This is a genomic window from Streptomyces sp. NPDC002640, from assembly GCF_053592575.1.
Genome location: NZ_JBSFVZ010000001.1, coordinates 439,883 through 457,174, shown reverse-complemented (window position 1 = coordinate 457,174; position 17,292 = coordinate 439,883). Strand labels below are relative to the sequence as shown.

Annotated in this window: 19 protein-coding genes and 1 riboswitch; of the genes, 12 read left to right on the top strand and 7 right to left on the bottom strand. The window is 69.5% G+C overall.

The window, feature by feature from the left end; translation table 11 throughout:
• Positions 1-5: 5 nt before the first annotated feature.
• The 3 genes from ACWD3O_RS02100 (at position 6) to ACWD3O_RS02090 (ending at position 2,608) form a co-directional block, all read left to right on the top strand.
• Positions 6-1,037 carry a serine hydrolase domain-containing protein gene (locus tag ACWD3O_RS02100; protein ID WP_451414571.1) on the top strand — a complete coding sequence of 344 codons (1,032 nt, stop codon included), beginning with the start codon at positions 6-8 and terminating at the stop codon, positions 1,035-1,037.
• A 291-nt stretch (positions 1,038-1,328) separates the two neighbouring features.
• Positions 1,329-2,069, top strand: a complete 741-nt coding sequence (locus tag ACWD3O_RS02095; RefSeq protein ID WP_451414570.1) for a hypothetical protein — start codon at positions 1,329-1,331, stop codon at positions 2,067-2,069.
• 41 nt (positions 2,070-2,110) lie between these two features.
• Positions 2,111-2,608, top strand: a complete 498-nt coding sequence (locus ACWD3O_RS02090; RefSeq protein ID WP_451414569.1) for a zinc finger domain-containing protein — start codon at positions 2,111-2,113, stop codon at positions 2,606-2,608.
• A gap of 168 nt (positions 2,609-2,776) precedes the next feature.
• Here the strand turns inward: ACWD3O_RS02090 and ACWD3O_RS02085 are convergent, their stop codons facing one another.
• From ACWD3O_RS02085 to ACWD3O_RS02060, 6 genes are all read right to left on the bottom strand, one after another.
• Positions 2,777-3,943 carry a helix-turn-helix domain-containing protein gene (locus ACWD3O_RS02085; protein ID WP_365827126.1) on the bottom strand — a complete coding sequence of 389 codons (1,167 nt, stop codon included), beginning with the start codon at positions 3,941-3,943 and terminating at the stop codon, positions 2,777-2,779.
• Positions 3,933-4,736 (bottom strand): hypothetical protein, encoded by an 804-nt coding sequence (locus ACWD3O_RS02080; protein WP_451414568.1) that lies wholly within the window; start codon positions 4,734-4,736, stop codon positions 3,933-3,935. The genes ACWD3O_RS02085 and ACWD3O_RS02080 overlap by 11 nt, the downstream gene beginning before the upstream one ends.
• Positions 4,737-5,282: 546 nt before the next feature.
• Positions 5,283-5,717: a helix-turn-helix domain-containing protein gene (locus ACWD3O_RS02075; protein ID WP_451414567.1), complete on the bottom strand. Its 435-nt coding sequence runs from the start codon at positions 5,715-5,717 to the stop codon at positions 5,283-5,285.
• 295 nt (positions 5,718-6,012) lie between these two features.
• On the bottom strand, positions 6,013-8,064 hold the full coding sequence (locus tag ACWD3O_RS02070) for a hypothetical protein (RefSeq protein WP_451414566.1): 2,052 nt from the start codon (positions 8,062-8,064) through the stop codon (positions 6,013-6,015).
• A gap of 718 nt (positions 8,065-8,782) precedes the next feature.
• On the bottom strand, positions 8,783-9,328 hold the full coding sequence (locus ACWD3O_RS02065; protein ID WP_451414565.1) for a flavoprotein: 546 nt from the start codon (positions 9,326-9,328) through the stop codon (positions 8,783-8,785).
• A 180-nt stretch (positions 9,329-9,508) separates the two neighbouring features.
• Complete coding sequence (locus ACWD3O_RS02060) at positions 9,509-9,883, bottom strand: winged helix-turn-helix transcriptional regulator (protein WP_451409688.1); 375 nt, start codon at positions 9,881-9,883, stop codon at positions 9,509-9,511.
• A gap of 76 nt (positions 9,884-9,959) precedes the next feature.
• Here ACWD3O_RS02060 and ACWD3O_RS02055 point away from each other — a divergent pair, with 76 nt between their 5' ends.
• Positions 9,960-10,370: a RidA family protein gene (locus ACWD3O_RS02055; protein ID WP_451409687.1), complete on the top strand. Its 411-nt coding sequence runs from the start codon at positions 9,960-9,962 to the stop codon at positions 10,368-10,370.
• A gap of 263 nt (positions 10,371-10,633) precedes the next feature.
• On the opposite strand, the gene ACWD3O_RS02050 is transcribed toward ACWD3O_RS02055, so the two are convergent.
• Positions 10,634-11,092, bottom strand: a complete 459-nt coding sequence (locus tag ACWD3O_RS02050; RefSeq protein WP_451414564.1) for an ATP-binding protein — start codon at positions 11,090-11,092, stop codon at positions 10,634-10,636.
• A gap of 152 nt (positions 11,093-11,244) precedes the next feature.
• Between ACWD3O_RS02050 and ACWD3O_RS02045 the strand changes: the two genes are divergently transcribed.
• From ACWD3O_RS02045 to ACWD3O_RS02010, 8 genes are all read left to right on the top strand, one after another.
• A complete protein-coding gene (locus ACWD3O_RS02045; protein WP_451409685.1) occupies positions 11,245-12,120 on the top strand; it encodes a helix-turn-helix domain-containing protein in 876 nt (291 codons plus the stop codon).
• Positions 12,117-12,308 carry a DUF397 domain-containing protein gene (locus ACWD3O_RS02040; protein ID WP_451414563.1) on the top strand — a complete coding sequence of 64 codons (192 nt, stop codon included), beginning with the start codon at positions 12,117-12,119 and terminating at the stop codon, positions 12,306-12,308. The genes ACWD3O_RS02045 and ACWD3O_RS02040 overlap by 4 nt, the downstream gene beginning before the upstream one ends.
• A gap of 143 nt (positions 12,309-12,451) precedes the next feature.
• On the top strand, positions 12,452-13,201 hold the full coding sequence (locus tag ACWD3O_RS02035) for a response regulator (protein ID WP_451414562.1): 750 nt from the start codon (positions 12,452-12,454) through the stop codon (positions 13,199-13,201).
• Positions 13,202-13,491: 290 nt separating this feature from the next.
• Positions 13,492-14,052: a GNAT family N-acetyltransferase gene (locus ACWD3O_RS02030; RefSeq protein ID WP_451414561.1), complete on the top strand. Its 561-nt coding sequence runs from the start codon at positions 13,492-13,494 to the stop codon at positions 14,050-14,052.
• A gap of 47 nt (positions 14,053-14,099) precedes the next feature.
• A riboswitch (cobalamin riboswitch) is annotated at positions 14,100-14,285 on the top strand.
• Between the two features lie 30 nt (positions 14,286-14,315).
• Complete coding sequence (locus tag ACWD3O_RS02025) at positions 14,316-15,014, top strand: energy-coupling factor ABC transporter permease (RefSeq protein ID WP_361142557.1); 699 nt, start codon at positions 14,316-14,318, stop codon at positions 15,012-15,014.
• Positions 15,011-15,637 carry an energy-coupling factor ABC transporter substrate-binding protein gene (locus ACWD3O_RS02020; protein WP_451414560.1) on the top strand — a complete coding sequence of 209 codons (627 nt, stop codon included), beginning with the start codon at positions 15,011-15,013 and terminating at the stop codon, positions 15,635-15,637. Before ACWD3O_RS02025 ends, ACWD3O_RS02020 begins: the two co-directional genes overlap by 4 nt.
• Positions 15,638-15,642: 5 nt before the next feature.
• Entirely contained in the window at positions 15,643-16,395 is a 753-nt protein-coding gene (gene cbiQ, locus ACWD3O_RS02015) for a cobalt ECF transporter T component CbiQ (RefSeq protein WP_451414559.1), read from the top strand.
• The gene (locus ACWD3O_RS02010; RefSeq protein WP_451414558.1) at positions 16,392-17,276 is read left to right on the top strand and encodes an energy-coupling factor ABC transporter ATP-binding protein; all 885 of its coding nucleotides are present in this window, start codon (positions 16,392-16,394) and stop codon (positions 17,274-17,276) included. The genes cbiQ and ACWD3O_RS02010 overlap by 4 nt, the downstream gene beginning before the upstream one ends.
• The last annotated feature ends 16 nt before the right edge of the window (positions 17,277-17,292 follow it).

The window sequence follows — 17,292 nt, the reverse complement described above, 5'->3', positions numbered from 1 at the left end:
ACACCATGACGCTCGACATTCCGCACATTGAGCAGCTCCTCGAGGACGGCGTCCGCGACCGGGTCTATCCGGGAGCCGTCTGGGCCGTCGGCGACGCCTCCGGTACGACGGCGAGCGGGGCGGTCGGTCTCCTCGACCCGACCGCCCCCGACGAACCGATGCGGCTCGACACCGTCTTCGACATCGCCAGTCTCACCAAGATCGTCGCCGTATGGGCCGTCATCGGCACCTTCGTCGAAGAGGGCAAGCTCCAGCTCCATACCCCGCTCGGCGCTTTCTGGCCCGAGGTCACCGGCCACCCCCTCGCCCAGGTGACCACCCACGAGCTCCTGACCCACACGGCCGGTCTGCCTCTCCGCGCCAACCTCAAGAACCTCTACGGCACCGACCCACAGGACATCCGCGACGGCGTCCTCCACGAAGCCCTCCACCGCGCGCCCAGCGAAGCCGTCGAGTACACGGATCGGGCCGCCCTAATCCTCGGCTACCTGGCCGAGTACCTCGGTGGGAAGCCCCTCGACACCCTGGCCGCAAGCCGCATCTGGGAACCCATCGGCATGACCGAGACCGGCTTCGGCCCTCTCCCTACGGACGCGGTCGCCCGCTGCGCCCCCACCGAACTCGACGAGGAAGCCGGCACCCATCTCAAGGGCACCGTGCACGACTTCTCCGCCCGCCTCCTCGGCGGCACCTGCGGCATCGCCGGCGCGTTCTCCACCCTCACCGACCTTGGCCGCTTCCTCCGCCACATTCTCGCCCCGGCACAGACCGCCTTCGGCCCATCGTGGATCGCCGACTCCCTCCGTGTCCGCACCGGGGAACTCACCCCCGCCCGCGGCCTCTTCTGGCACCCAGCACCCGGCACCGAACTGCACGAGGACGTCTGGGTCCACTACGGCTTCACCGGCACGGGCATGTGGATCAGCCCCACGCAACGGCGCTGGGCGATCCTCCTGACCAACAAGCTCTACTTCACCCGCGACCGGGAGCCCTTGACCGGCGTCCGGAACACCTTTCGAGCCGCGGCCTTTGCCTAACCTGCACACAACCACGCCGGCACCCGCTTACGGCCAAACAGGCACCGAGTCCGTATCCCATCGGGCGGGCCCGATCACCTTCACCAAGATCCGTCAGAGACCGCGCGGCGCACCACCTCACTCGGCCCTCAGGGCGGTGGCGGGACGTATGGACTGATCCAGAGCACTCGCCCACTTCCCGAGGTGCTCCTTACCGCAGGAAAGGACAACGCTCCTGCCATTGCGCAAAGCAGCGCCCGGTATCAGGAAACGCCCGGTAGGAAGCGGGACAAGTGGCTAGCGTTTGACCTTATGACTGCTGCCGCACCCGCGCGGGTGGAGCTTCTGACGTCTCTGAACCGTCTGGAGTTACGTTTCGACTCCGCCGCGTCTCTTGTCGCATCGGACGCCCACGACGATCCGGCGACACTGGAGTGGGGCTGCCGTGCTGTCCTGCCCCTGTGGGAGCCGGACGACGAGGAGGCCGTGGCCGACAACGCCCGCCTCCTCGGTCCGGGCGTCTCGCTGGCCCAGACGTCCCAGGGCCAGCGCCAAGAGTTGACGATCCTCTCCATGTCCGGCCTCACGCTGGACCTGTGGCGCATCGGCCACATCTACGCGTCCCTGGACTCACGCAGCAGCGACTACGAGCACTTCTCCCCGCTCTTCGACGCGTCCGGCGATCTCGGCCTCCACAGCGACCTGGAGGAGGGCCTGGTAAGCGGCACGCACGTCGTCATCATCGACCGAGTACTGATCGCGCCAGCGTGGCGTGGCCTGGGCGGCGTCGGCCGGCTATTGATAGGCCGCATGCTCCGGTGGGTGGCCAGCCAGGCGGCGCTCGTGGCGACACATCCCCACCCAATCGACATCCCTGTCAGCGAACGGGACGACAGGGCGACGATGGCTCGGGAGAAAGCAGTCGTCCAACACACCTGGCGGTCCTTGGGGTTCGAACCCTTCCGCGAGGACCTGTGGGTGATGCAGCCCCATATGAGTGCTCACGACGATGCCGTCAAGCGCCTGGAGACGGCCTTCAGCCGCTACCTCTGAGCCCACCCGATCAACACGCGAGAGGACGCACCGGTACCACGATGCGCGAGTTCACCAACTACAAGGCACAGCAGAGGCTCGGCGTTCTGCACGCCATCTACCTGGAGACCTTGAACTTCTCCGGAACACATCCTGGGGCGACACTGGCCGACTTCGAGCGCCACTTGCGTCAGCGAGTGGACGCCATGGAAGCGGAACTGGAGGCAGGCGAGGAGGCAGCCGCGGCGGCCGTCGTCACCAAGCCCCTGTCCGGCCCACTCGCCGATCCCGAGCGCCAGCGAGCCTTCCGTCAGCTGCAAGAGTCGAGGGCACCGACGTCAGGACCCGAGAGGGAAGCCTGGTGGAACCAGCGCAGGGCGGTACTCGACGAGATCAAGGCGCAAGGGGTGGCGGAGGCCCTTGACTGGGAGTGCCGCGACTGCGGCGCCCCGGTTGGGGTCGCGTGCCGTACGAGGGGCGGAAGGCTCCGGAAGGAGCCTCACTTCCTCCGGGCCACCGACGCAGAAGCCCCTTACAAATGCGCGTATGGGCTGCGCTGAAGGCCGGGACGATGCACGGCGTCCCGGCCTTCGACTCCCCAGGTCGTATGAGCCCAAGTCCTGCAACAGGATGCCAGCCCACAGACCTGGCCCTCGCCCGGCAACGTTGGAACTGGCAGACCAGCCGGAAGCCGCTGGGGAGACACAGGTCCATTCGCCAGCGACGCGTCAGACCAGTCTCAGCACAGGACGGCTGTCCGGCATTCCAAGCAGCTCACGCACCCTCGCCGGCTTCCAAGCAAGCTCTGCGGCAAGCGCGGGGATCGTTAGTCCAGTGTCCTGTTCCGCCAGCTCGAACGCCTTGCGAAGCATCACTGGCTGTTCCCCGGGGTATCCACGAACCGATTCCGGGGCAAAGCCCGGCTGGCCGTTGAGGCCCCGAAGTCGCTGGTAGGCGCGGCTGATCGTCGCGTCCGAGACAAGTCCGAGTTCCCTGTACCGGTAGATGAGCGAACTTACCGACACGCCCCAGGTCTGGGACAGGCCAGCCAACTGTGCCAGGTCGACCCGGCGCGGCAGCAGAGGAAGGATCGACTTCTGGGGAGTGAGGAACTCGGCGGCGAAAGCATCCGCCTCTCGCTCCAAACGACTGTCGCCGGTGGCGCCCGCGTGGAGGACCAGGTGCCCAAGCTCGTGGGCCGCGCTGAAGCGATATCGGTAGACATCATCAGCGCGATTGGGTGTGAGTACGACGACAGGACGCAGCAGTCCTGAGCTGGAGAAAGCGTCAACCTTGGCTGCTGCCTCGTCGGCCTCCGTAGGCGCCACCACGATAAGACCGTGTGACTCCATTCGGCGTGCTAGGTGGCGAACCGGCCCGTCGCCCAGTCCCCAGTGGCGCCGGAGCGCTCGCGCAGCGCCCACGGGATCGCCAGGTAGGTCCGTCCCGGGATACACCTCGCCACCCGTGAAGCCCGGAAGGTCCACGGGTGGCAGCTGTACCCGCTTCTCGAGGGCATGAGTCAGTTCCCATACCTGTTCGATGAAGCCGAGGGCCCGCTCGCGCTGGGCTCCAGAGGTGGAACGCAAGGCCCGGAAGTGCGCCATTGAGGTATCGACCTTGCCCATCGGCCGGCCTGCGACGAAGAACTGAATCGGCACATCCAACACTTCAGCGAGGCGAGGGATCAGTTCGGGACGAGGGCGGCTGGTGCCCGCCTCGTACTGACCTACAGCTGCTGCCGACACACCAATGCCGTCCGCGACCTCACGCTTCGTGAGCCCGGCGAGACGTCGCGCCTGTGTCAGCCGGGGCGCGTGGAAGCCGTCCCACACCGCTCTCGGTGACGTACCGCCCAGGCTCGTTCCCGGGAGTAGTGGTTGCTCAATCTTCATTGCCCTCAGCAGCGTTTACGAACGCCTCGTACTCGATCTCACTCTGCGGCGGAGTCCCCGTGGCACGGGCCGCCTCACTGCGCGTGGAAAGCGGCACCTCGGGAAGATCACCAGAAGCGAAGTTATCCCCTGCACGCTGATCCGGCACGGCGTAGAGGCGGCTCTCGGCTCCGGTCGTGAGGAGAGACTTCTCGGTCACCCACTGAAGGTTTCCGGCCTCGTCCAGGAGGTTAGCCTGTCCCCACCAGGCTCGTTGCAGGCCACTCATGTTCATCTCGTACGGGATGAGTACCAGACCGGGGCGCGGGTCCCGCTCAGCCAGATCAGCAAGGGATCGTCGTAGAACCAGCTCCTCACCTTCCACCTGCAGCAACGGATCGGCGACCCAGCGTGGCGTCGGCGCGTCAGTGACTGCGAACAGCTCCCGCATCACCCGCGACAGCTTCTTCGGCCACTTGTCACCCGGCTCGAAGCCGTCGACCGACTCCACGCGGTAGGGACAGAGGAGGGTGTTGTGCACCAGCACAAGTTCGTAGAAGGTGCCCGGCTTGATCAGCTCAGTGCCCGGGATGCCGAGGTCAAGCACATGCTCGGCGATCCGGTCGTACTGATTGGTCATGCGAGCCGCTCCCGCGGCGAACTTGTGCTTGGACCGACCGGCCACGTGTGACTCGAGCATCGCCGACTCAGTGTCGAGAAGCCCCATCTGGATCGCCAGGCGAAGTCCGGCGACATCCTCCCCAAAGCGAGCACTAGCCCAGGCCGGCATCGGCCCGTCCACGTTCGCGTCCACGCATCACTCCGATTCACGACAGCTTGCGTTGCTCCGAGGATGCTACCGCATGAGCTTTAGTTGATCTACGTGTCCTTGCACATCTGCTACTTCCCCTCGCCCTCATGGCGGCAAGTTGCCACTCCAGCCTCTGCGACCGCGCAAGTCGTGCGTCCTCGCCGTACAGCGCGGAAGTGAGCTGGCGCGCACCAATCGCGCCGAACTCATAGCGCAGGGGCCCGCAGTAGCAGACCCGCCGCCCGGCCTCAAGCCGTGCGGGCACAACCCCGCGTGGAGCACCTAGGGAAGGTTGCTGCCGCGATGTCGCCCTGGAGATGGGGCCCACGACGACGCCAATAGCCCCGAAGCGTTCGACACCCTGACCGCCGACTGCATCCCATCCAGGTCCTACTTGGACTTCCGTCTTGCTCTCAACTAGGAGACATCTCGTCATGGGGCAGTTGTGCACCGAAGGACCCAAGTCCGGCAGGCCATGCGCCGAGGAACAGACAAGCTCCTGGACGTCGGACGTAGCGAACCCAGGGAACCTCGGTTGCGAGCTTGGCGTCAGCGCACTGAACGGAGGTAACGCTGCACGGTTCGCCTGGAGCAGCCAAGCACGTGCGCGATGTCGTTGACTCGCCATCCGTCTCGGACCAGACGAATCGCTGTGAGAGCCCGGTCCGGCAAGGATGTGGTCTCAACGGAAAGCCGAAGCATAGCCGCGATACGGTCGCGGTCTGCCGGGCCGACCCCGCCGTACCACCCATGACGGGTTTCCGAGTCCTCTGCGCGCAACGCGAGGGCAAGGCATTGCAAGCGGTCCGCACAGGCGACGCATGCGGCCAAGAGGTCCTCAGCGGGCCGCTCCCCGTCCTCCGGATGGTAGAGATTCACGTCCACGTCCCTGCATGCCACAGGGACTGGGTCCCAGTGCTGAGGTGATCGGATCAGATCGTCAAGCTCCTGTTCGCGGCCGACGAGAAAATGCAGGCTGTCCATCGAGGGCTCCCAGCCCGTGGCCATGTCCGGTCCACAGTGAATAGCCAGGGTGAGCTGGGAATTGTCCGGCGCACCCACTTGATGTCTTCCGGGTCGCTCCCGGTGTGACGGCAAGCGGCAGCGGATCCCAGTTCGGCCCCGAGGCGTACCGGCTTCCCGAGGACCAACCTCGGGAAGCCGGCGTTACCGCCCTCGCCCTGGCCGGGCGGGTGGGCCTCACCGTCTGTCCGCGTCGCATTTCCTTGCGCGCTTCTGGGTTCTATACCTGTCTAAGAACCCGGGAGCGACGAGAGATTCAAGCAACCTCGTCCTGAGACGGGGCGTCTTCGTCAGTCGGTTCGTCCTCGAACTCGTTGTCCGGTTCCTCTCCTTCCTCATCGTCACGGTCTGCGTCGAGGTCGTACGGGTCCTCGGCGATGATCCCGTGCCGCTGGACGCTTCGCTGTTGCCAGACGGGCAACTTGAACAGCACGTCCTGCAGGATGTTCCGCCACGCCTCACAGTCGGCCCGGTCGGCACCCAGCGAATCGATTGCACGGGTTCCGTCATCGGCCCGGACCGCCTCCACAGCCTTGACCGCACCCTCAACAGCCTGAATCGAAGTGGCCAGGTCGTGCAGGGCGTTCCCGAGAATCTCAGCCGCGTTTTTGGGAGCCGGTGTCGGCGATGGGCCTTCGCCGGCAGCTGGGAAGGTGCGACGGAGATCAGCGTCGGTGACGAGGATGTCGCGACCGTCTTCGTTCTGCGTTACCTGGCCCGTCTCGTCGACCTTGCGGGTCCTGCGGCCCGCCACAGAGTCGAGAAGTGTCTGCTTCAGCTGGTGCACGCCGTGCGCGCTACTGCGCATGCGGTCGATGACCTCGCCTGGATGCCGCCGGTCGGGTTGATCGTTGTTCTGCGTGCCACGATCACCCGTTAGCTGGCCGTTGATCACCAGGGGATAGGCACTGCGGGCCGCAAGCTCCCGGGTCGCCACGCCTGGTTCGCCCTTTGTCACCTCTGCAAGTGCGGCTTGAGCAAGCTCCTCCGTACCGCGGAACGTGGCCTCCCAGTCCTTGGCCAATTCGCCCGGGAACGCCGACTTCAGGTACTTCCGCATCCGTTCGCGCCGACGGGAGTCCTCTTCCGAAACCGAACGCATGACCAGCGAGGAAGCCACGTCGAGCAGCAGCTTCGTGGTGATGTTTTTGCGGGTACTCTGTCCGGTAATGGCAACCCGCACAGCGGCATGAATCGACTGATCGCGTTCGGTGAAGAGCCGGACGATGGCGGCCGCCCGGACGGACGGGTCATCGTTGAATCCAGCGGCCTTCGCCTGATCAGGGGTAAGGGCACCACGTAGCCAGTCGGCCTTGCTGGGAGTGATCAGTGTCCGCCGCTCGATCTCATCCACCACGGCATCGGCGAGGGCCTCGTTCTCCGCAGCCTCGCCCCAAGGCTTGGGCGGGTCAACATGCCGGAGCGCAACCAACGACTTCACGGCAACGCCGAAGTCAGCGGTGGTGCCGTCGTGCGGCTCGAAACCGACAAGCAGCAGCGCAGGAAGCCGTTCACAGCGCACAGTGACTGCCACTTCGGGGTCAACCTGCGCGGGGTCACCCGCAGTCGCAATCGCTTCGTTGAGCTTGCGGATGTGGGAGCGCAGTTTCGCCGTATCCCGAATGTAGGGAACGTCAGCGGACCTGAGGCCGAGCAGGTCATGGGCACACGTCACACGGCTCGACCCCTCGACGGTGACCGGCACCGTTACACCGGGTGTCTTGTCCTCGTGCTGGAAGGCCGTCGCGGCCAGCCACACCTCGGTCATCACTCCCTGGTGGCGCAGGGACTCGCGCCAGTCGTTGTGGTCGAGCACATACTCCTTAGACAGTTGCGCCGCCCACGCGAGGTGTTCCTGGTTCGCGAGCCTCTGCACGAGTTCCGGGCGACCCCCTGATGCCGCGATCGGCTCAGCCAACGGGCGGAAGCGCGTGCTCTCGCCAGTGCCGATCAGGTTCGAGGCCGGGTGCCGACGCGACGGACTGATGCGGGGATTTCGCGGGTCCGGGATGACATGGCGCGCCCATACCTCAGCCCGAATGGCCAGAATCACCCCGCCGGGTACCCGCAGCCGCTCCGGGGACCCTGCTGCCAGACGGGCGGCAGACGGGTCGACGACGGCCTGCGCAAGGGCCAAAGCGGCAGGCTCGCCCATGGTGAAGTGCTCGATGAGCTTGTCGGCGAGCTTCCGTGTTGCGGCCGCCAACGCAGGAAGGGGTAGCGCTTCGACGGGGCGGGGCAGCACGGTCTCGCCCGCGCCAGGTGATGTCTCCATCAGGTGTTCTCCGATCTTCGTCCCGGTGTCCATCCAGGTACGCACCTGGACGCCGTGGTCGTCCAAGGAGATCGGTCACGCTGCTTCCCGTTCTCCCCCTCGGCTCGCCCGGGCAAGACCCGATGTGTCCGAGACGGCATCAGCACACTCGACCGCACTTCCGAGACGTACCGGCTTCGTCTGCCGGCGTTGCCGCCCACCGCCAACATGGCGAAGGTGAGGAGCGTGAGTCCGCTGATGTGACTGCCTGAAAGACGCTAGCAGCAGGGGTGACACTCACTCAGATTCCGTGGAACACCCGATTTTGGGCGCGAATTTGTGCTAAACAGCCAAGCTTCCTGGAGCATGTCCATAGGGAAGCGTCCACAATGTCGGCCCATCCTCCACAAGGACTACGTCAACAGCCTTCGTAGCCGGGCCGCGGACAACGCATAGGGCCACAGAGTGACCACGCGTCCGAGTGGCGGGGCTCTCTGGGAGCCATCTGGGAGCCAACCCGCTCCCCGAACCCCTTCCAGGCCCCGCGACACCAACCGAGCCCATCCGCCTGACCTGGGGAAACGCCATCAGGGCTGGCAGGCTCCCCAACCGAACCTCATTCGGGACGAAGAGGTCGTGGGTTCAAATCCCGCCACCCCGACAGCCGTAACACCAGGTCAGGCCCGGTGCTGAGAGATCAGCACCGGGCCTGACGTGCGTTGGGAGGGCCACCCGGCACTGGCACGGTACTCGCGCGCACGGCCGCCAGTCCTCAGTCGGCCGCTCTTCCCGCCAGCGCGGGAGCCAGCAGCTCCAGTGCCTCCTCCCAGTGGAAGCGTTCCGCTCCCCCGCCTGCCTTCGGACGGTGCGGCTCGTACGTCCCGACCAGCACCCCCATCTCCCGCAGCTGGTCCAGGCTCCGGCCGTACGCCGGGTGGGCGGCCATGGCGGCGTTCACGTACGGCAGGACAGCGGTCGGTGTACCCAGCCCGTACGCCTCGCACAGGATGCCCAGGGCGAGGGTGTCGGCGATGCCGGCCGCCCACTTGTTGACCGTGTTGAACGTGGCCGGCGCGACGGCGATCGCGTCGGCGGGCGGGAGGGGGCGCGGGTCACCGGGGCTGCGCCAGGCGGAGCGGATCGGGTAGCCGGTCCGGGCCTCGATCGCCTCGGCGTCGAGGAAGCCGAGCCCCTGGGGCGTGGCCATGACGCCGACGCGCCACCCTCGCTTCTGCGCGGCGCTGATCAGCTTGTGGGCGTCGCCCGCGATGCCGGCGGCGCAGACGACGACGTACAGGAACGGCTGCTCTGCGCTCACGCGGGGACTCCCGGTCGACGGCTGAAGCGGTGGAGTTCGGGCCTGGTAGCCCTCGGCCAGGCGGCCCTGCTGGTTGTAGGCGCGGGCGGCCTCGACTCGATTTTCACAGGGCCGCTCGGCGGTCGGGGAGGGGGATCTGGCGGCGCATGAGGGGGCGGCGGTGCTCAACCGGGCCGCCGCTCAGAGGTGGGCTTCTTCTTCCCTCGTGTCGAAGTCTTCGCGTGCGCGTTCGATCGCGGGCATGTTCTGTGCGGCCCACGCCAGCAGGACGTCCACGGGGTGCCGGAGGGTCTTGCCGAGGGGCGTGATCCGGTACATGACCGCCACGGGGCGGGTGGAGACGAGCTCGCGCTCGATCACGCCGTTGCGCTCGAGCCGCCGGAGTGTCGCGGTGAGCGATTTCTGCGTGACCCGGGGGATGGCCCGGCGCAGTTCGTTGAAGCGGCACGGGCGTTCGCAGAGTTCGTTGAGGACGCTGAGCGACCACTTGTCGAGGATCTGGTCGAGCAGTTCGCGGTGCGGGGCGTCGATGCGGAGTTCGTCCTCGGTATCCATGGTGAAACCTGGTCTCGTTGAAGTGTCCTTCTCCTACTAAGTAGCTTGAGGATACTTAGTAGGAGAAGGGAAGAGCATGACCGTTCAGCACTTCACGCCCGCAGGCATGCTGCAACCGGCCCCGTATCACCACGTCGCCGTGGGCACCGGGGCGAAGCACGTCCACGTCAGTGGGCAGATCGCGCGCCAGGCCGACGGGACTCCGGTCGCGCCGGGTGATCTGGCCGGGCAGGTGGCCCAGGCGCTGCGCAACACCTCCCTCGGGTTGGCGGGCGCGGGCGCATCCTTCGCGGACGTGCTGCGCCTGACGTTCTACGTGACCCGGTGGAGCCCGGAGAAGATCAGCGACTTCATGAGCGGTGTGGAGGCGGTCGCCGACGAGATCGGGCTCCGGCTTCCGATGCCGCCCGCCTCCCTCATCGGTGTCGAGCACCTCTTCGAACCGGATGTGCTCGTCGAGGTCGAAGCGACCGCGCTCATCGACTGATCTGCCAGGTGATGCGGCTCGGCCGTGACGTCACGGGGCCGGGAGAGACGGTGGTCCGGGCGCTGCCGGCCGGCGGACGCCGGCCGGCAGCGTGGTCGGTGCGCGGCATAGATCCGCGCCACGGGCAGACCTCACGGGCCGAGGGGGCGCCGAACTCCGGCGCACCCACCTGGTGGCCGCACGTGGTGGTCGTTCGGCAAGCCACGCACCGCTTCACTCGCGGCGGCGACGACGCGGGCGGGGGAGGACGGACGGCCGCGCGCTCACGTGGGGATCGGGGAGGGTCCCGTTCCCGCCAGGTCGACCTCCGCCCACACGGTCTTCCCCGGCCCGGTGCGCTCCGCCACGCCCCAGCGCGAGGCCAGGGCGGCGACCAGGAGCAGGCCCCGGCCCCCGTCCGCGTCGGCGGCCGGGGCCAGGGCCACCGGCTGGGCGGGATGCGTGTCGGACACCTCGACGCGCACGAGCCCGGCCGCCGGACCGTGGACGAGCCGCAGCGCGAAATCACGCCCAGGTACGCGTCCGTGCAGGACGGCGTTGGCACTCAGCTCCGCGACGATCAGCACGGTGGCGTCCGACGCCGGCATGCCGTGGGGCACGCCCCACACGTCCAGTTGGTGCGCGGCGAGTCCGCGGGCGAGGCGCGCACCGCGGCGGGTCGCGGGAAACCGCTGTTCGAACGTACGCACGGTGACGTCGGCTTGCGTCTGTGGCATCGGCATGCGGCCCACGGTCCCGCCGTCCGCGCCTCGTCAACAGGACCGACGCCGATACAGATTCGCCTGTACTGGTTCACTCGGTGGACCGGGTGGGTCACGTTACGTAACTCTGGGCGGGGTTCGGTGTGCGACGGTACAGGGAGGCGGGCGGCTGCATGGCTACGGACAACGGCGGCGGAGGCGGTGCCGGGACCGGGGCGGGTGGTGGCTCGAACGGGGAGCACGACCTGTCCGACAGCCTCAAGACCTTCGGCGCGGTTCTGAAGGCGCTGCGGGAGCAGGCCCGGCTCACCCAGGAGGAGTTCGCCCACCGGGTGCAGTACTCCACGGCCTACGTCGCCAAGATCGAGCAGGGGAAGAGGTTCCCGCCGAGCGACCTGCCCGCACGGGCGGAACCGGCGCTCGGGGCCGCCGCGGCCAAGGTGCTGGGCGCCGCGGCGCGGAGCCTCACGCGGAGGGCGGGGCTGGCGTCCTGGTTCCGCCAGTGGGCGGGGATCGAGGAGGAGGCGGTGTCTCTGTACGCATACGAGGCGTGCGCGATCCCGGGTTTGCTGCAGCCGGAACCGTACATCCGGGCCATCTTCGAGCGCAGGTTGCCGCACCTCTGCGAGGAACAGTTCGAGCGTCAGGTCGCCGCTCGCCTGGAACGCCAGCGCCTGCTGGCTGAGCGCCCCAACACCGAGTTCTCGTTCGTGATCGAAGAGGCCCTGTTGCAACGCCGGCTGGGAGGCGGTGAGGTCACTCGCGTGCTTGTCGACAACCTGCTGGAACAGGGACAGCGCCGCAACGTGGAGATCCTGATCATGCCGCTGTGCCAGGAGGACCACTCAGGGTTCGAGGGGCCGCAGTACCTGGCGGAAACCCAGGACAACAAGTGGGTGGGGTACGTCGAAGCGCACGACACCAGCGCTCTCGTGACCGACCCGAGACTCGTCAGTGCGATGCTCCGCCGCTATGGAAAGATGCGCTCGCAGGCTCTCAGCCGCACGGCCACCGCAAGCCTGCTGGAGCAAATGCGAGGAGCGCTATGAGCACCACCGAACTCGTCTGGTTCAAGAGCAGCTACAGCGGCGGCGGCGGTGGCAACTGCGTCGAGGTGGCCCTGACCCAGCAGGCTGTGCACGTGCGCGACTCCAAGGACACCCGGATCCAGCCCCTGCTCCTGTCCCCCACCGCCTGGGCTGCGTTCACCGCGCACACCGCCGACACCGCCTGCTGAGTCCGAGCATCTGCGGCGGTGTCAGGGGGGCGTCAAAGTTCGGCGGTGGGGTCGTATGGAAGGCGTCAAAAAGTACGATGTCCCGCTGAACTGCGCGTTTCCTGGTGAGGTCAGGTTCTTCCGACCCTCGTGCAGGAGCCGCCATGTCTTCCCTGACCGTCGACGCACCGGTGACGGCCGACCGCGGTGGCGGGGACAGGGACCCCGCGGCGACGCGGGTGCTGGTGGTGGAGGACGATCCGCAGATCGCCCGCGCGCTGGTGCTGAACCTGCGGGCGCGGGGGTACCGCGTGGACGCGGCGCCCGACGGGTTCACCGCCCTGCGGTTGGCCGCCGCGCGCCGGCCGGACGTCGTGCTGCTCGACCTGGGGCTGCCCGACATGGACGGCGTCGAGGTCACCGAGGGTCTGCGCGGCTGGACCCGGGTGCCGATCCTGGTGCTGTCCGCGCGTCAGGGCTCCGACGAGAAGGTCGCCGCGCTGGACGCCGGGGCGGACGACTACGTGACCAAGCCGTTCAGCATGAACGAGCTGCTGGCGCGGCTGCGGGCCGCGGTGCGGCGCACCCGGGCGGTGTCGTCGGAGCCGGAGAGCAGCCTGGTGGAGACCGGCTCGTTCACCGTCGACCTGGTGGCGAAGAGAGCGACCCGCGAGGGCCGGGAGGTGCGCCTGACGCCCACCGAGTGGCACCTGCTGGAGATCCTGCTCACCCACCCCGGCCGGCTGGTCAGCCAGAAGCAGCTGCTGCACGAGGTGTGGGGCGCCTACCAGAGCAACAAGACCAACTACCTGCGCGTCTACATGGCCCAGCTGCGCCGCAAGCTGGAGGCGGACCCCTCGCACCCCCGCCATCTGATCACCGAGCCGGGCATGGGCTACCGCTTCGAGCCCTGAGAGAGCTTGAGGGCCCCTGAGGAGACCCTGACGGGCCCCTGCGGAACCGGCGGAGGCCACCGCCGGGGGACACGGGCGGGGCGGACGGCGCACTTCCGGGGGTGGGGGCGCGGCGGATGCGTCTGGCGTCGGAGGGTGCGAAGGAGTGTGGCGCCCGTGCGGGCGGGCGGTGAGCCGGTGCCGCCGGGGCGGCGGCCGTGGCAGCGGGGCGGAAAAGCGGCTGACAGGGGCGGGTGGCGGGGGACAGGATGCGCGTTCGTGCCCGTCGCCCGTCGCCCGGAGGCCCTGCCATGACCGATGCACCGCCCGAGCAGCTCGACCAGCCCGCGTTCCCGGAGCGGATGGAGCTGCGCGGGGAGGGCCTCGTCCTCCGTGACTGGACGGAGGACGACGTGGCGGCGATGCCGGCCCTGTTCGACCACCCCGACATCGCCTACTGGACGCCCATCGTCTCCCCTTTCGACGAGAAGGCGGCCGAGCAACGGCTGGTGCGCACCCGGCAGTTGCGGGCCGAGGGGAAGGCCGTGCTGCTCGCCGTCACGGAGGACGGCGGGGCCCCGCTCGGCGAGGTGATGCTGCGGCGTGCGCCGGAGGGGACGGAGATCGGGTACGCGGTGGGGCCCGCGCACCGGGGCCGGGGGCTCGCGGCCCGCGCGGTGCGGGTGATGGCCTCGTACGCCTTCGAGGAGCTGGGGGCGCGGCAGGTGATCCTCGAACTGGAGGCGGAGAACGCGGCCAGCGTCGCCGTCGCCACCAGGGCGGGGTTCCGGCTGCTGGACGTGCCGCTGATCACCGGGGAGGAGAAGGGGCGGCCGTACGTCCTGCAGACCTGGGGTCTGGACCGTCCCTGACCCGGCGGAGCGGCGGGAGGCTCGCTTGTCAGTAAGCGGCTGCCCCATTACTGTCACAACGCCTTGGTGAACGGGAAATCCGGTGTGATGCCGGTGCGGCCCTCGCCACTGTGATCGGGAAGTCCGGCTCCGGCCCTCGCGGGCAGCCACTGGGTCCTCACGGACCCGGGAAGGCGGAGCACGGGCGTGTGGTACCCGTCAGCCAGGAGACCGGCCAAGGCGCGTCGTCCATCCACGAGGTGCTGGAGAGGGTCTGCTGAGCCATGCACATAGCCGAGGGGTTCCTTCCTCCGGTGCACGCGGTCGCCTGGGGCGCCGCGTCCGCGCCGTTCGTCGTCCACGGAGTACGCCGACTCACCCGTGAGGTGAGGGAGCATCCCGAGAGCACGCTCCTGCTGGGAGCCTCGGGTGCCTTCATGTTCGCTCTGTCGGCGCTCAAGTTGCCTTCTGTGACCGGTAGTTGCTCGCACCCCACCGGGAGCGGGCTGGGGGCGGTGCTGTTCCGGCCCCCGGTGGTGGCGGTGCTGGGCACCGTCACCCTGCTGTTCCAGGCCCTGCTGCTCGCGCACGGCGGGCTGACCACGCTCGGGGCCAACGTCTTCTCCATGGCCGTGGTCGGCCCCTGGGCCGGGTACGGGGCGTACCTGCTCGCCCGGCGGTGCGGGGCGGGGCTCGAAGTCGCGGTGTTCTGCGCCGCGTTCGTCGCCGACCTGAGCACCTACTGTGTGACCAGCGTGCAGTTGGCGCTGGCGTTCCCGGACCCGGCGAGCGGATTCGCGGGCGCGCTGGGCAAGTTCGGCTCGATCTTCGCGGTGACGCAGATCCCGCTCGCGGTCGGCGAGGGGCTGCTCACGGTGCTGGTCGTCCGGCTGCTGGCGCAGTCCAACGGCGGGCAACTGGCGCGGCTGGGGCTGCGTCCGGGCACCCGCGGCAAGGCCGACGCCGAGGCGGTGGCCCGATGAGCCGGAACGCGCGGATCAACCTGCTGCTGGTGCTGGGCGTCGTCCTGCTGGCCGTGCTGCCGGTGGCGTTCGGACTGGGGGACCACAAGGAGGAGCCGTTCGCCGGCGCGGACGCCGAGGCGGAGGTGGCGATCCAGGAGATCGACCCGGACTACCGGCCGTGGTTCTCCCCGGTCTACGAGCCGCCGTCGGGCGAGATCGAGTCGGGTCTGTTCGCCCTGCAGGCGGCGGTGGGCGCGGGAGTGGTCGCCTACTGCCTGGGGCTGTGGCGGGGACGGCGCCAGGGCGAGGCCAGGGCGGTGGCGGCCCTGGGGACGGCCGCCGGGTCGGCTGTCGGGTCGGCCGCCGGATCCGCCACCGGGTCGGTGACCGGGTCCGCCGCCGGGTCGGTGACCGGGTCCGCCGGTTCGGCCGCCGGGTCGGCTGCCGGTTCGGTGACCGGGTCGGCTGCGGGGTCGGGGGCCTGGTCCGCCGCCGGTTCGGCTGCCGGGTCGGGGGCCTGGTCCGCCACCGGGTCGGTGACCGGTTCGACTGCCGGTTCGGCCGCCGGGTCGGGGGCCGAGGGTGCGGACGGGGCCGCGGGCGAGGGGCGCGGGGACGCGCCGGGCTCCGGACGGGTCTGACGCCGGTGCTGTCGATCGACACGGCGGCGCACGGCAGTCGCTGGCGCCGCCGTCATCCCGTGGACAAGGCGGTGCTCGGGTTCGGGCTGACCGTGCTGGCCGTCTCGCTGCCGCCCTGGCCGGGCGCGGCGCTGGTCCTGGCGGCCGCGCTGGCGCTGCTGCTGGGGCCGGCGCGGGTGCCGGCCGGGCGCCTGTGGCGGGCGTACCGGGTGCCGCTGGGGTTCTGCCTCACGGGCGCGGCGACGCTGCTGGTGAGGGTCGGCGGTCCGAACGGCCCGCTGGTGGGGCTCGCCCCCGACGGGCCGGTGCGCGCCGGGGAACTGCTCCTGCGGAGTTCGGCGGCCTCGCTGGGGGTCCTGCTCTTCGCCTTCACCACGCCGATGTCGGACCTGCTCCCCCGCCTGGTGCGGGCCGGGGTCCCGCCGGCGGTGGTGGACGTCGCGCTGGTCACCTACCGGATGACGTTCCTGCTGCTGGAGTCGGTGCGGCGGGTACGGCAGGCGCAGGCCGCGCGGCTCGGGCACACCACCCGGGCGGCGACCTGGCGGTCGCTGGGCGGGCTCGGGGCCACCGCGTTCGTCCGGGCCTTCGACCGGGCGGGGCGGCTGCAGGACGGGCTCGCGGGGCGGGGCTACGACGGGACCCTGCGGGTGCTGGTGCCGTCCACCCGGGTCTCCGCGGCGTTCACCCTCGCGAGTCTCGCGCTGCTGGCGGGGATCGCCGTCCTCAGCGCCGTACTGGAAGGACCCCTCGGATGAGCCGTCCGCCGTCGCCGCCGCCACCCCCCTCGTCGCCACCCCCCTCCTCGCCGCCGCCGGTCGCCCTGCGGGGTGTCTCCTTCCGGTACGAGGACGGGCCGCCGGTCCTCGACGGCCTCGATCTGGAGGTCCGCGAGGGGCGTGCGCTGGCGCTGCTCGGACGCAACGGCAGCGGCAAGACCACCCTGATGCGGCTGCTGGGCGGCGGGCTGCGGCCGCTGTCCGGGCGGGTGGAGCTGGAGGGCCGGCCCGTGTCGTACGACCGGGCGGGACTGACGCGGCTGCGGACCACCGTGCAGTTGGTGATGCAGGACCCGGACGACCAGTTGTTCGCGGCCTCGGTCGCGCAGGACGTGTCGTTCGGGCCGCTGAACCTGGGGCTGCCGGAGGAGGAGGTCCGGGGGCGGGTCGAGGAGGCGCTGGCGGCGCTCGACATCACGGCGCTGGCCGACCGGCCCACCCATCTCCTCTCCTACGGGCAGCGCAAGCGGGCGGCGATCGCCGGGGCGGTCGCCATGCGGCCGCGGGTCCTCGTCCTCGACGAGCCGACGGCGGGGCTCGACCCCGAGGGGCAGGAACGGCTGCTGGGCACGCTGGAGCGGCTGCGGGACGCGGGGACCACGGTGCTGATGGCCACCCACGACGTGGACCTGGCGCTGCGCTGGGCGGACGACGTGGCCCTGCTGAGGCCGTCCGGGCCGCGGGCGGGGGCGGCCGGGGAACTGCTGGCGCGGGCCGAGGTGCTGCGCGAGGCGGGACTGCGGCTGCCGTGGGGGGTGGCGGTCGGCGCGGCGCTGCGGGACGCGCGCGGGGGGCGTGCGGCGCCGTTGCCGCGCACGGCGGAGGAACTCGCGCGGTGGGTGGCGGACGGCGAGCTGTGACACGGCCGGCGCGGGG

Coding starts and splice junctions, on each gene's coding strand:
- ACWD3O_RS02100 (WP_451414571.1), top strand. CDS start 6: ATGACGCTCGACATTCCGCACATTGAGCAGCTCCTCGAGGACGGCGTC.
- ACWD3O_RS02095 (WP_451414570.1), top strand. CDS start 1,329: ATGACTGCTGCCGCACCCGCGCGGGTGGAGCTTCTGACGTCTCTGAAC.
- ACWD3O_RS02090 (WP_451414569.1), top strand. CDS start 2,111: ATGCGCGAGTTCACCAACTACAAGGCACAGCAGAGGCTCGGCGTTCTG.
- ACWD3O_RS02085 (WP_365827126.1), bottom strand. CDS start 3,943: ATGAAGATTGAGCAACCACTACTCCCGGGAACGAGCCTGGGCGGTACG.
- ACWD3O_RS02075 (WP_451414567.1), bottom strand. CDS start 5,717: ATGGACAGCCTGCATTTTCTCGTCGGCCGCGAACAGGAGCTTGACGAT.
- ACWD3O_RS02070 (WP_451414566.1), bottom strand. CDS start 8,064: ATGGACACCGGGACGAAGATCGGAGAACACCTGATGGAGACATCACCT.
- ACWD3O_RS02060 (WP_451409688.1), bottom strand. CDS start 9,883: ATGGATACCGAGGACGAACTCCGCATCGACGCCCCGCACCGCGAACTG.
- ACWD3O_RS02055 (WP_451409687.1), top strand. CDS start 9,960: ATGACCGTTCAGCACTTCACGCCCGCAGGCATGCTGCAACCGGCCCCG.
- ACWD3O_RS02050 (WP_451414564.1), bottom strand. CDS start 11,092: ATGCCGATGCCACAGACGCAAGCCGACGTCACCGTGCGTACGTTCGAA.
- ACWD3O_RS02045 (WP_451409685.1), top strand. CDS start 11,245: ATGGCTACGGACAACGGCGGCGGAGGCGGTGCCGGGACCGGGGCGGGT.
- ACWD3O_RS02040 (WP_451414563.1), top strand. CDS start 12,117: ATGAGCACCACCGAACTCGTCTGGTTCAAGAGCAGCTACAGCGGCGGC.
- ACWD3O_RS02035 (WP_451414562.1), top strand. CDS start 12,452: ATGTCTTCCCTGACCGTCGACGCACCGGTGACGGCCGACCGCGGTGGC.
- ACWD3O_RS02030 (WP_451414561.1), top strand. CDS start 13,492: ATGACCGATGCACCGCCCGAGCAGCTCGACCAGCCCGCGTTCCCGGAG.
- ACWD3O_RS02025 (WP_361142557.1), top strand. CDS start 14,316: ATGCACATAGCCGAGGGGTTCCTTCCTCCGGTGCACGCGGTCGCCTGG.
- ACWD3O_RS02020 (WP_451414560.1), top strand. CDS start 15,011: ATGAGCCGGAACGCGCGGATCAACCTGCTGCTGGTGCTGGGCGTCGTC.
- ACWD3O_RS02010 (WP_451414558.1), top strand. CDS start 16,392: ATGAGCCGTCCGCCGTCGCCGCCGCCACCCCCCTCGTCGCCACCCCCC.